This window comes from Streptomyces sp. NPDC052721, assembly GCF_040678315.1.
GTDB lineage: Bacteria > Actinomycetota > Actinomycetes > Streptomycetales > Streptomycetaceae > Streptomyces.
Genome location: NZ_JBFATL010000053.1, coordinates 1 through 12,378 on the forward strand (window position 1 = coordinate 1; position 12,378 = coordinate 12,378).

Genomic DNA, 12,378 nt, shown 5'->3' on the forward strand with positions numbered 1-12,378 from the left:
CGCCACCATGCACAACCTCGCCATGGCAAGGTGAAACAGCAGGTCAGCCATCACCCCGACACGCCGCCACCCAGCCTTCTGCAACACCCTTTAGGCGTCACGGCCGAAGCAAGCGCGGCGACAACGCTCCGCAGGGCACCAGATCCAGCTCCGCCCCCGCCTCCCGCAAGTCGGTCAGCACCAGTTCGTCGTACATCAGCAGACCGGACTGCTCGGGCCACATCACCGCCCACAGCCACATCCCGAGCGCCTCACCGGCGAAGACGGCGCGGTCGTCAGGGGTGCGGTAGACGTGCCAGAGCGGGGTGGGGCGGCCCGCGGCCAGCACCTTGGCCTCCGGGGGCTTCTCCACGTTCATGTACGACCCCGGGTCCGGGCCGTCGATGCCGGCGTAGTGCGCGCCGAGGCCGACGCCCAGCTCCTCGGCGATCAGGATCAGCTCACCCGGGCCGCCGAGCGGTCCGGGTCCCGAGCAGGCGACCGCGGTCGCCCGGCCGCCGCTGCGGTCGTCGCCGGCGTACGCCACACCCGTGAACAGCCAGCCGACCGGCAGCGGCCACGGCATCCACACCGGCACCTGCGTGCGGTGGACCACGACGTTGAGCGCCTCGACGCTGGGCGGGATCACGGGCTGCAGCGGATACACCGTGCCGTGTGCATCGCACTGCCACGCATCGGCGAAGAGTCCGGGAGCCCTGACGCGGCCACCGCACCTCGGGCAACTGGGTTCGCCCCTCATAGGGCTCCACGGTCCTACCCCTGCCCGCCCACGTCAAGGACGATCACCCGTCCGGACCGAAGAGCCGTCCCGATGCCCCGCCGGCCATGATAGATGCACTTTGCATTAATTAGCCGAGCTAACTTACTATGTGCGTAACCCAACTATCTATGTGAGGACGGGAGAAGCACATGGACCCCTTCGATGCGGGAGCCGGCGGCCTCCTGCGGCAGCCCAAGGCGGTCTGGGCCACGGCCGGCGCCTCCGTCGTCGCCTTCATGGGCATCGGCCTCGTCGACCCGATCCTGCCGTCGATCGCGCAGGGCCTGCACGCCACCGCGAGCCAGGTGTCCCTGCTCTTCACCTCGTACTTCCTGATCACCGCCGTCGCGATGCTGCTGACCGGCTTCGTCTCCAGCCGCATCGGCGGGCGCCGGACCCTGCTGCTCGGTCTCGCCTTCGTGGTCGTCTTCGCGGGCCTGGCCGGCACCTCCGGCTCGGTCGGCCAGCTCGTCGGGTTCCGGGCCGGCTGGGGGCTCGGCAACGCGCTCTTCGTCTCCACCGCCCTCGCGGTGATCGTCGGCGCGGCGGCCGGGGGCAGCGCGGCGGCGATCCTGCTCTACGAGTCCGCGCTCGGCCTCGGCATGGCCTGCGGCCCGCTGCTCGGCGCCGTCCTCGGCAACGTCAGCTGGCGCTACCCCTTCTTCGGCACGGCCACGCTGATGGCGATCGGCTTCCTGTGCATCACGGCGTTCCTGAAGGAGCAGCCGAAGCCGGCCCGGAAGACCTCGGTCCTGGACCCGCTCAAGGCGCTCGGCCACGGCGGCCTGGCCTCGGCGGCGGTCTCGGCGTTCTTCTACAACTACACGTTCTTCACCGTGCTGGCCTTCACGCCGTTCGTGCTGAACATGACGCCGTACCGCTCGGGCGCGGTCTTCTTCGCCTGGGGTGTGCTGCTCGCCGTCTTCTCGGTGATCGTCGCCCCGCGCATGCAGGCCCGGTTCGGCTCGCTGAAGGTGCTCGGCGGCTCGCTGGTGCTGCTGGCGGCGGACGTGCTCGTGCTCGGCTACGGCGGTCACACCGCGGCCGTCGTCTGCACGATCCTGTCCGGCGCCTTCATCGGCGTGAACAACACCGTCTACACCGAGCTGGCGCTCGGGGTGTCGGACGCCCCGCGCCCGGTGGCGAGCGCGGGCTACAACTTCGTCCGCTGGTTCGCCGCCGCGGCGGCGCCCTACTTCGCGCCGAAGATCGAGGAGTGGACCGACACGCACGTCCCGTTCGTGGTCGCGGCCGTCACGGCGGTGCTGGGCGCGCTCGTGGTCGTCGTACGGCGCCAGGCCCTGACACACCGAGCCGAGGAGCGGGAGCCGCAGCACGCCACCGAGGACGGGGTCGGCGTCTTCGCCAACTGACCGGATCCTGCCTTGTGTTGGTGAGATCGGTCACTCGGTGGCCGGTGCCGGGTCAGTCCAGCGGGACGGATCCGCGGGCGGGGTCCCTCAGATCCGTCCCGTTCGCGAGCCAGCGTTCCTGGAGGGCCTGGGCGCCGTGCACCCGCTTCCAGGCGGCCTCGTTCGGGGTCATCGGCAGCAGCGGCAGGAACCGTACGGGGTCCATCGGGGCGTCCAGCTCCAGGTCCTGAACCAGCCCGCCGGGCTCGCCCACCAGCACGGAGGTGAAGGGGGCGCCGGGCCACAGCGGCTCGCCCACGTCGAGCGAGGCGCCCGGGGTCACCACCAGGCCCTCCACCTGCGGAGTCGCGGCCAGCACGGCGAGCGGGCGGAGCACCTTGTCGGTGTCGGCGAGGCCCGCGCGGACCGACAGCACGAGTTCGGCGCGGGGGCCCTTGACCGGGTCGGCGAGCATCGCCGCGGGATCCGTCATGGGGTGCTGGGACATGCCGAGGGTGGCGTACCGGACGACGTCCCCCTCCTGGAAGCGGAACACCTCGATGCGGTCCGTGCCGAGGAAGGTGACCGCGGCGCGGGCGTCCGGTTCACCCAGCGCGGTGGTCAACCGGGCCTCGACCAGAGGAAGAACATCAGCCATGCGCTGAGCATAGAACTCGTCACCAGCGGGCAAAGCGGCGCCTTGACAGCACGGGCGGCTGGTACTCTGAGCCGGTGGTTCGGGGCCCGGCACGCCGAAGCGTGCCATCGGGTCCGGACGCCGATGGGACTCCCTTACGAGGGACCGGCCGGAGGAGGTGGGGCTGTCATGGATCGAAGTCGACCGTGCAGTACCACTCGCTCTTCCGGCTGCTGATGTAGTTACCGGCTGGCCGCCGCCTTCCCTTGCGCTTCGTCGTTCGGAAGAGCACTTCGTTTCGCTTTGCCTGATCTGTCTGACCTGAATCAGTTCTGCGTCAGCAGCGAACTCGCCACCATGACGGTGCGGTGCTCCCCGCTTTGTGGACGTGCCAAACACACGCACTCAGGACGTCCCCATTCCGGGTAGTTCCACCCGTCGCCGCGTGCCCTCGCTGCCCGCCCGCGAAGGAGCCTGCCCATGTCGATGATCCGCGACCTGCGCGCCGTGGTCCGCCCGTCGTCCCGTGTCTCGCTGCGCAAGGACACCAGCACGTCGTACGACGCCACGCGCGCCCCCGGCACGCCCTCGGCCGTCGTCGACTGCGCCGTCTACCGCGACGGCGCCCGCGTGCAGAGCCCGGGGCCGCTCAGCCCGCAGGAGGCCATGCGGCTGGTGCGCCGCGACGGCGGCTTCGTCTGGATCGGGCTGCACGAGCCGACCGAGGCGGAATTCGCCGGTATCGCGAGCGAGTTCGGACTGCACCCGCTGGCCGTCGAGGACGCGGTGCAGGCGCACCAGCGGCCGAAGCTGGAGCGGTACGACGACTCGCTGTTCACCGTCTTCAAGACCATCCACTACGTCGAGCACGACCGGCTCACCGCCAACAGCGAGGTCGTGGAGACCGGCGAGGTGATGTGCTTCACCGGCCGGGACTTCTTCATCACCGTCCGGCACGGCGGCCAGGGTTCGCTGCGCGCCCTGCGGCACCGCCTCCAGGACGACCCCGAGCTGCTCGCCAAGGGCCCCTCCGCCGTGCTGCACGCCATCGCCGACCATGTCGTGGACGGCTACATCGCGGTCGCCGACGCGGTGCAGGACGACATCGACGAGGTGGAGACCGAGGTGTTCTCACCCGGCCGACGGGGCGGGGTCTCGCGCGGTGTGGACTCGGCGCGGATCTACCAGCTCAAGCGGGAGGTACTGGAGTTCAAGCGGGCGGTTGCGCCGCTGCTGCGGCCGATGCAGCTGCTGAGCGAGCGGCCGATGCGGCTGATCGACCCGGACATCCAGAAGTACTTCCGGGACGTCGCCGACCACCTCGCCCGGGTCCAGGAGCAGGTGCTGGGCTTCGACGAACTGCTCAACTCCATCCTCCAGGCCAACCTCGCGCAGGCCTCCGTCGCGCAGAACGAGGACATGCGCAAGATCACCGCGTGGGCGGCCATCATCGCCGTACCGACGATGGTGTGCGGGGTGTACGGCATGAACTTCCAGTACATGCCCGAGCTGCACTGGAAGTACGGCTACCCGGTGATCATGGGCATCACGGCCGCGCTGTGTCTGGGCATCCACCGCACGCTGAAGCGCAACGGCTGGCTGTGAGCGGGCCGGTACGGCCTGGTTAGGCTGGGGCACATGACAAGCGAGCTGCTCGACCGGGCCCTCATCGAGGAGGCCGCGAAGAAGTCCGGCCTGATCTGGGTCAGGGGCGCCGGGGTGCCGGCCGCGCGTGCGCTGTGGCACGTGTGGCACGAGGGCGCGGTCTGCGTGGTCGGTGACGGGCCCGGTGAGCAGCCGCTGGAAGGGCTGGCCGACGCGGGCTCCGCCGAGGTGAGCGTGCGCAGCAAGGACAAGGGCGGCCGGCTGGTGACGTTCGCGGTGACCGTGTCCGAGCTGCCGTCGGGCTCACCGGAGTGGGAGGCCGCCGTCGCCGAGCTGAAGGGCAAGCGGCTGAACGCCCCCGACGCCGAGCGGATGCCGGCCCGCTGGGCCCGCGAGTGCCGGGTGCTCCGCCTGACACCGACGGGGTCAGTGGCCCCGCTGCCGGACGGCAACCTGGCGGAACGCCCGGTCCCGACCCCGGCGACCACCCGCAGACCGGCACCGGCGGGCCTGCCGAAACTGTTGCTCAAACGCCGGAAGAGGAAGTGACCGGCCGCACCTGCGGCAACCGTCCTACGGCGTCAGCCCTCCCCTAGGACGTCGGCAGCTGTCTGCCGTAGTCCACCGTTTCCGACCTGGCCGGTTCCTCGACGGTGAAGTTCTTGCCCCAGTCGGAGAAGCGGAGCGTCCCCGCGTCGCCGGCGCGGACCAGGCGCAGGGGATAGGGCGTGCCCTGGAGGGACACGTCCAGCGTGCCGCCGGAGCCCTTGTCGCCGGTGATGCGGATCGTGCGGGTACCCGCCCCGTCGGTGTGGTGGCCGTCCGTCGCCAGCGTGCCGTGCAGCGTGAGCAGACCGTCGAGGAGGACGTCCTTGTCCGTGAAACCGCTGAACTTCTTGTACGAGGGATCCCCCTGCGGCACCTTCACGTACTTGCCGTCCAGCTTGCCCGCGGCGCCGTCGTTGCCGTCGGCGTGGTTCCAGAAGTCCGCGTCGGCCTTGAGGTACAGCTCCTTGCCGACCCGCAGCAGCTTGAAGGTCGCCCCCTGCGAGGTCACCGACCCGGTGCCGCCCGCGTCCTTGAGCCGCATGTCCAGCCGGTACGTACGGCCACCGACGACCACGGTCCCGGCCAGCCGTACGGCCGACGCCGCCTCCGCCGCCGCCCGCGTCTTCGCCTGGATCCTGCCGGCGGGCAGCTTGCCCACGCCGTTGGTGCCCGCGTCCGGATCGTCGCCGCCGCACCCCGACAGCGCCATCGCTCCCGTCACGGCCAGTGCGCAGGTCCCGGTCAGCAGCGCGGTCCGGCGGGTACGGACCCGGGGCATCGCAGTCACAGGTGAGGTCGCCTTTCTGACGGTTCCTGAGCGGCGTACCGCAGCGTACCGGTGCGCTGCCCGCCCGGCGGAGCCAGTCCGTCCGGACCCCCCACCAGGGCGTATCCGAGCGGTACGGGCTAGCCTGAAGCGCACCCGTGCGGGCAAAACCGAGCAAATTCCACCCACAGCAGTCCTCAGCGACTCCCCCGCAGACTCCCAGCGATTCCCAGGCAAAGGAAGCAGAGCCATGGCAGCCGGCGCCCCCCGGATCTTCGTCTCGCATCTCGCCGGGGTTCCCGTCTTCGATCCGACCGGCGACCAGGTGGGTCGCGTCCGCGATCTGGTCGTCATGCTGCGCGTCGGGCGACGTCCCCCGCGCGTCCTCGGGCTGGTCGTCGAGCTGTCCACCCGGCGCCGTATCTTCCTGCCCATGACCCGGGTCACCGGCATCGAGTCCGGCCAGGTCATCACCACCGGCGTGGTCAACGTCCGCCGCTTCGAGCAGCGGCCCACCGAGCGGCTGGTCTTCGGCGAGCTGCTGGACCGGCGCGTGACGCTGGTGGAGACCGGCGAGGAGGTCACCGTCCTCGACGTGTCCGTGCAGCAGCTGCCCGCCCGCCGGGACTGGGAGGTCGACCGCGTCTTCCTGCGCAAGGGGCGCAAGGGCGGCGCCTTCCGGCGGGCCAAGGGGGAGACGCTGACCGCCGAGTGGTCCGCCGTCACCGGGTTCTCCCTGGAGGAGCACGGGCAGGGCGCCGAGAGCCTGCTCGCCACCTTCGAGCAGCTGCGCCCCGCCGACCTCGCCAACGTCCTGCACCACCTCTCCCCGAAACGGCGGGCCGAGGTCGCCGCCGCCCTGGACGACGACCGCCTCGCCGACGTGCTCGAAGAGCTGCCGGAGGACGACCAGATCGAGATCCTCGGCAAGCTGAAGGAGGAGCGCGCGGCGGACGTGCTGGAGGCGATGGACCCGGACGACGCGGCCGACCTGCTCGCCGAACTGCCCGAGGCGGACAAGGAGCGGCTGCTGAGCCTGATGCAGCCCGCCGACGCGGCCGAGATGCGCCGCCTGATGTCGTACGAGGAGCACACGGCCGGCGGTCTGATGACGACGGAGCCGATCGTGCTGCGGCCCGACGCCACCGTCGCCGACGCGCTCGCCCGGGTCCGCAACCCGGACCTGTCCCCCGCCCTCGCCGCCCAGGTCTACGTCTGCCGCCCGCCCGACGAGACACCCACCGGCAAGTACCTGGGCACCGTCCACTTCCAGCGGCTGCTGCGCGACCCGCCGTACACGCTGGTCAGCTCGCTCGTGGACGACGATCTGCAGCCGCTGTCCCCGGACGCGTCCCTGCCGATCATCGCCGGGTTCTTCGCTACGTACGACATGGTGGCGGCGCCCGTGGTGGACGAGTCCGGGTCGCTGCTCGGCGCGGTGACCGTGGACGACGTACTGGACCACATGCTGCCCGAGGACTGGCGGGAGACGGAGTTCCACCTCGAAGAGGGACTCGATCAAGGAGAGGGGGCGGCCACGCATGGCTCCTGAGCGCGAGACCGCGACCCGCGAGCGGCATCCGGTGGGCGCCACGGCCGCCGGCCGGCCCCGGACCATCCGGCTGGACCAGCCGCGCGCGCCGCGCCGCCGGATCCTGCCCGAGTGGGACCCGGAGGCCTTCGGCCGGCTGTCGGAGAAGATCGCCCGGTTCCTGGGCACCGGGCGCTTCATCGTCTGGATGACGGTCGTCATCATCGTGTGGGTGGTGTGGAACGTCGCCGCGCCCCGCCATCTGCGCTTCGACGAGTACCCGTTCATCTTCCTGACCCTGATGCTGTCCCTGCAGGCGTCCTACGCGGCCCCGCTGATCCTTCTCGCGCAGAACAGGCAGGACGACCGCGACCGGGTCAACCTGGAACAGGACCGCAAGCAGAACGAGCGGTCCATCGCCGACACCGAGTACCTGACCCGGGAGGTCGCCGCCCTGCGCACGGGCCTGGGCGAGGTGGCCACCCGTGACTGGATCCGCTCGGAGCTCCAGGACCTGGTCAAGGAGCTGGAGGAGCGCCGCCGCCACGACGGGCACCCAGGTCACGTCGTATTCCCGGCGGAACGGGCAGAACTACCGCCGGGACGTGACACAGACGACCGCTGAGGGGCATCCCGGACGCCCCTCGGCGCGCCGTACCATCGTCCTTATGGCTACGGAAGACGCGGTGCGCGAGGCACTGGCGACGGTGAACGACCCCGAGATCAACCGCCCGATCACCGAACTCGGGATGGTCAAGTCGGTGGACATCGGCGCGGACGGAGCGGTCGCGGTCACCGTGTACCTGACGGTGTCCGGCTGCCCGATGCGCGACACCATCACGCAGCGCGTCACCGAGGCGGTGTCCCGGGTCGAGGGCGTCACCCGCGTCGACGTCACCCTGGACGTGATGAGCGACGAGCAGCGCAAGGAGCTGGCGGCGGCCCTGCGCGGCGGCCAGGCCGAGCGCGAGGTCCCCTTCGCCAAGCCGGGCAACCTCACCCGGGTCTACGCGGTCGCGTCCGGCAAGGGCGGCGTCGGCAAGTCCTCGGTGACGGTGAACCTGGCGGCGGCGATGGCCGCCGACGGCCTGAAGGTCGGCGTCGTCGACGCGGACATCTACGGCCACAGCGTGCCGCGCATGCTGGGCGCCGACGGCCGGCCCACCCAGGTCGAGAACATGATCATGCCGCCGTCCGCGAACGGCGTGAAGGTCATCTCCATCGGCATGTTCACGCCGGGCAACGCGCCGGTCGTGTGGCGCGGCCCGATGCTGCACCGCGCCCTGCAGCAGTTCCTCGCGGACGTCTACTGGGGCGACCTGGACGTCCTGCTGCTGGACCTCCCGCCCGGCACCGGCGACATCGCGATCTCCGTCGCACAGCTGGTCCCGAACGCCGAGATCCTGGTCGTGACGACCCCGCAGCAGGCGGCGGCCGAGGTGGCCGAACGGGCCGGCTCCATCGCCGTACAGACCCACCAGAAGATCGTCGGCGTGGTCGAGAACATGTCCGGCCTGCCCTGCCCGCACTGCGGCGAGATGGTCGACGTCTTCGGCACGGGCGGCGGCCAGCTGGTCGCCGACGGCCTCACCCGCACCACGGGCGCTTCCGTTCCCGTCCTCGGCAACATCCCGATCGACGTCCGCCTCCGCGAGGGCGGCGACGAGGGCAAGCCGGTCGTGCTGACCGACCCGGACTCCCCGGCGGGTTCCGCGCTGCGCGCGATCGCCGGCAAGCTGGGCGGGCGGCAGCGGGGGCTTGCGGGGCTGTCGCTGGGGATCACGCCGAAGAACAAGTTCTAGGTCTGCCACGACGCAGGGGCGCCGTCTTCACGGACGGCGCCCCTGCGTCGTACCCGGCGCGCTCGACGGCCGTCCCGGTCGTCCGCGCGCCCCGGCAGGGACCGGGACGCGCCAGTGGGAAAGCGAGCCGCGCCGGCCGCATCAGTGGCTGGTCACCGCGGGCACGCCGGGCCCGGCCCGTCAGGCGTAGGCGGCGATGTCCTTGATCGCGGCGAAGCCCAGCCCGTACGCGCTCATCCCCCGCCCGTACGCGCCCAGGTGGACCCCCGCCTCCGTGGTGCCGGCCAGCACCCAGCCGTACTCGGACTCCCGGTAGTGGAACGAGGCGGACACCCCGTCGACGGGCAGGGAGAGCCGGGACCACTCCGGGCCCTCCAGGTCGTCGGCCAGGGCCCACGCCGTTTCCGTCTGCTGGTCCAGCCAGTCGTCCCGCAGGCTGTGGTCCATCTGCCCGGGCCAGGTGAACGACAGCAGCCCCACCCCGGCCAGCCACGCCGCCGAGGACACCGACGTCGCCTCCAGCAGCCCCGTGCCGTCGGCGCTCCGCCGGGACGGCTGCGCGGCGACGGTGACCACGACCGCGAACTTCTCCCGGGGCTCGCCGGCGGAGGCGGTCTCACCCCGCACCGAGGGCTCGTCGCCGTGCCCGATCGAACCGTGCTCGACGGCGCCGTCGGCGGCCGTGCCGACCTGCATCAGCCAGCGCGGCCCCGTGAACGCCTCGTCGAGCCCGTACCACGGGAAGGGCGCCCGCAGGTAACCGTCGACCGTACGCCGGGCGGAGGGGAGTTGCTGTCCGCCCTCCGCGGCCGGCACCTGCGCGCCCACCCGACTCGTCGTCTCCATCTGCCCGGACGCCTCCTCGCTCTCGTCGGACCGGGGTGGCCCGCCCCCCATTCGGGCGTACGCGTCCGGTCCGCACAACAACTCGGCAGCATATCCACACCGGTGAAGGCAGCAGGGCAGGCGCTGGATGCGTGGGTCGCGCGAACGGCCAGTCCAGGTGGTGTACGAGGGGTGCGCGTTATGAAACGCGTCACGTGCGCGGCGTGCGTCCGCGTGTCGGCGGGGAGGAGCGCCCGGCGGACGCGCTTACGTGGCGTCCGCGTCGAAGGGCGGGCGCTCGTCGTCCCCGGGCGTCTCCGGCTTCTTGGTCATGTCGACGCGTCCGCCGGAGGACGGCGCGGACGACGAGGAAGAGGCCGAGGAGGAAGACGAGGGGGACGAACCGTCACGGCCGTGGACCGCGTCCGTGACCTCCGCCATCTCCTTCTTCAGGTCGAAGCCGTTGCGGATCTCCTTGAGCCCCAGCTCGTCGTTGTCCAGCTGCTTGCGGATGAACGTCTTGGGGTTGAGATCCTCGAACTCGAAGTCCTTGAACTCGGGACCCAGTTCGTTACGGATGTCCTGCTTCGCACTCTCCGAGAACTCGCGGATCTTCCGGATCGTGCGCATCACGTCCTGGATGACCTTCGGGAGCTTGTCCGGACCGAAGACGAGCACGGCGAGCACGATGATCGTCACCAGCTCCAGTGGTCCTATGTCATTGAACACCTGACGCTCCTTGCGATGTCCTCGGTCGCTCAACGGTACCCGGCGTTCCTGTCCGACCGGTACCGTCCCGAGGTGAGACTTGTGTCAGTTCCGCTCCGACGCGCCCAGCACGAGTGACACCTCCCGCTCGGTACCGTCACGCTCGACCGTCAGCCGCAGCCGGTCCCCCGGCCGATGGGCGCGGATCTTGACGATCAGCTCCTCACCGGTGTGGACGCGCTCACCCCCGACCTCGGTGATGACGTCGCCCGCCTTGAGCCCGGCCCGCTCGCCGGGGCCGCTCCGGGTGACGGCGGGACCGCCGCTCGCGCTCTTGCTGTCGATACGGGCGCCGTCACCGGTGAATCCCATGTCGAGGGTGACGCCGATCACCGGGTGCGTGGCGCGGCCGTCGTTGATCAGTTCCTCGGCGACGCGCTTGGCCTGGTTGACGGGTATGGCGAAGCCGAGGCCGATGGACCCGGCCTGGCCGCCGTCGGCGTCGGAGCCGCTGCCTGCGGAGCGGATGGCGGAGTTGATGCCGATGACCTGGGCCCGGGAGTCGAGCAGCGGACCGCCGGAGTTGCCCGGGTTGATGGGGGCGTCGGTCTGGAGGGCGTCGACGTACGACACATCGCTGCCGTCGCTCGTCTCCCCACCGGCGGTGATCGGCCGTTCCTTGGCGCTGATGATGCCGGAGGTGACCGTGTTGGCGAGGTCGAAGGGGGCGCCGATGGCGACGACCGGGTCGCCGACCTTGACGTTGTCGGAGTTGCCGAGGGGCAGCGGGGTGAGTCCGTGGACGCCGTGCACCTGGACCACGGCGAGGTCGTAGCCGCTGTCCCGGCCGACGACCTCGGCCTTGACGGTGTCGCCGCTGCTGAACGTCACGGATATCTCGCCGCCCGTCCCGGCGGGCTCGACCACGTGGTTGTTGGTGAGGATGTGCCCCTCGGTGTCGAGCACGAAGCCGGTGCCGGTACCCGCCTCGTCGGCCCCTCGGACGTGCAGCGTGACCACGCTGGGCAGGGCGCGGGCGGCGATCCCGGCCACACTGTCCGGCGCCCGGCCGGCCGGCACGCTCCCGGCCTGCGGCAGCCGTACGTCGTCGCCGAGGCCCTCGCGCTGGACATAGGCGCCGACGACTCCGCCGACGCCCGCGGAGAACAGGGCGACGACCAGGGTCCACGCGAACAGGATCCGCCGCGCGCTCTTCTTGCGCTGCTGCTCCGTCGGCACGCCCGCACCGGTCTGCTGCAGTGGCCCCCGGGCCGGCGCCTGCTCCTCGGCGGAACCGGCGGCCCAGGGGTCGTAGCGGCTCCAGGGGTCGGCGGCCTGTGGTGCGGGGGCGGTGCCCGGAGGGACGGAGGCGGTCGGCGCCGGTGCGGGGCCGGGTACCTGCGGCGCGGGCGCGGAAGGCACGGGCGCCGTGGGCGCGGCCATCGGTGGAGCCGCCGGCGCGGATACGGCCGTCCCGTGTGCCGGGGTCGCCGCCGGATGCTGCACCGGCGGTGCGGGCGCCCAGGGACCGGGTTCGCCGTACGGCGGGGTGCCGTACGGGTCGGGGTCGTGCAGCGGCTTGGGCCGCTCCGCGGAAGCCGCCCAGGTGGTCTCCCCGGTCGCTACGGCGCCTCCCGAGGCATCTCCCCCGGTGTCTGCGCCCATACCTTCCCCGTGCGTCTGCCCTCCGTCCGCGTCGGCCGGACGCCGCGTCGGCTTGGCCAGCTCGAAGTCGCCGTCCGATCCGGTGGCTTCCGGTGCGGCAGCCTCGGCGGCTCGGATCCGGTCGGCCGGTGTCACCTTCGCCGCCCCCTCCGATCCGTCCGCCGACCGGACACGGTTC

General features: G+C 71.5%; 12 protein-coding genes. 6 read left to right on the forward strand and 6 right to left on the reverse strand.

From position 1 onward, the window contains the following. Positions 1–97: 97 nt before the first annotated feature. Positions 98–739 carry a DUF6758 family protein gene (locus tag AB0L21_RS34680; protein ID WP_365706799.1) on the reverse strand — a complete coding sequence of 214 codons (642 nt, stop codon included), beginning with the start codon at positions 737–739 and terminating at the stop codon, positions 98–100. A gap of 170 nt (positions 740–909) precedes the next feature. Here AB0L21_RS34680 and AB0L21_RS34685 point away from each other — a divergent pair, with 170 nt between their 5' ends. Further along, positions 910–2,133: an MFS transporter gene (locus AB0L21_RS34685; RefSeq protein WP_365788234.1), complete on the forward strand. Its 1,224-nt coding sequence runs from the start codon at positions 910–912 to the stop codon at positions 2,131–2,133. 52 nt (positions 2,134–2,185) lie between these two features. On the opposite strand, the gene AB0L21_RS34690 is transcribed toward AB0L21_RS34685, so the two are convergent. Continuing rightward, on the reverse strand, positions 2,186–2,770 hold the full coding sequence (locus tag AB0L21_RS34690) for a suppressor of fused domain protein (RefSeq protein ID WP_365788235.1): 585 nt from the start codon (positions 2,768–2,770) through the stop codon (positions 2,186–2,188). A 459-nt stretch (positions 2,771–3,229) separates the two neighbouring features. Between AB0L21_RS34690 and AB0L21_RS34695 the strand changes: the two genes are divergently transcribed. Together AB0L21_RS34695 and AB0L21_RS34700 are read left to right on the forward strand one after the other, a co-directional pair. Continuing rightward, positions 3,230–4,354, forward strand: a complete 1,125-nt coding sequence (locus tag AB0L21_RS34695; RefSeq protein ID WP_365706793.1) for a magnesium and cobalt transport protein CorA — start codon at positions 3,230–3,232, stop codon at positions 4,352–4,354. A 33-nt stretch (positions 4,355–4,387) separates the two neighbouring features. Then, positions 4,388–4,903 (forward strand): hypothetical protein, encoded by a 516-nt coding sequence (locus AB0L21_RS34700; protein WP_365706791.1) that lies wholly within the window; start codon positions 4,388–4,390, stop codon positions 4,901–4,903. A 43-nt stretch (positions 4,904–4,946) separates the two neighbouring features. Here the strand turns inward: AB0L21_RS34700 and AB0L21_RS34705 are convergent, their stop codons facing one another. Then, positions 4,947–5,681, reverse strand: a complete 735-nt coding sequence (locus AB0L21_RS34705) for a hypothetical protein (RefSeq protein WP_365706854.1) — start codon at positions 5,679–5,681, stop codon at positions 4,947–4,949. 238 nt (positions 5,682–5,919) lie between these two features. Here AB0L21_RS34705 and AB0L21_RS34710 point away from each other — a divergent pair, with 238 nt between their 5' ends. From AB0L21_RS34710 to AB0L21_RS34720, 3 genes are read left to right on the forward strand one after another with little or no spacing between them, the layout of a single operon-like run. After that, positions 5,920–7,221 carry a CBS domain-containing protein gene (locus AB0L21_RS34710; protein ID WP_365706789.1) on the forward strand — a complete coding sequence of 434 codons (1,302 nt, stop codon included), beginning with the start codon at positions 5,920–5,922 and terminating at the stop codon, positions 7,219–7,221. Beyond that, a complete protein-coding gene (locus AB0L21_RS34715; RefSeq protein WP_365706787.1) occupies positions 7,211–7,825 on the forward strand; it encodes a DUF1003 domain-containing protein in 615 nt (204 codons plus the stop codon). Before AB0L21_RS34710 ends, AB0L21_RS34715 begins: the two co-directional genes overlap by 11 nt. A 43-nt stretch (positions 7,826–7,868) precedes the next feature. Beyond that, entirely contained in the window at positions 7,869–9,002 is a 1,134-nt protein-coding gene (locus AB0L21_RS34720) for an Mrp/NBP35 family ATP-binding protein (RefSeq protein WP_365706785.1), read from the forward strand. A 180-nt stretch (positions 9,003–9,182) separates the two neighbouring features. Here the strand turns inward: AB0L21_RS34720 and AB0L21_RS34725 are convergent, their stop codons facing one another. From AB0L21_RS34725 to AB0L21_RS34735, 3 genes are all read right to left on the reverse strand, one after another. Continuing rightward, positions 9,183–9,848: a hypothetical protein gene (locus AB0L21_RS34725; protein ID WP_365788236.1), complete on the reverse strand. Its 666-nt coding sequence runs from the start codon at positions 9,846–9,848 to the stop codon at positions 9,183–9,185. Positions 9,849–10,094: 246 nt separating this feature from the next. Next, positions 10,095–10,556, reverse strand: coding sequence for a sec-independent translocase (locus tag AB0L21_RS34730; protein ID WP_365788237.1), 462 nt, complete (start codon positions 10,554–10,556; stop codon positions 10,095–10,097). A gap of 84 nt (positions 10,557–10,640) precedes the next feature. Beyond that, on the reverse strand, positions 10,641–12,200 hold the full coding sequence (locus AB0L21_RS34735) for a trypsin-like peptidase domain-containing protein (RefSeq protein ID WP_365788254.1): 1,560 nt from the start codon (positions 12,198–12,200) through the stop codon (positions 10,641–10,643). Positions 12,201–12,378 lie beyond the last annotated feature (178 nt).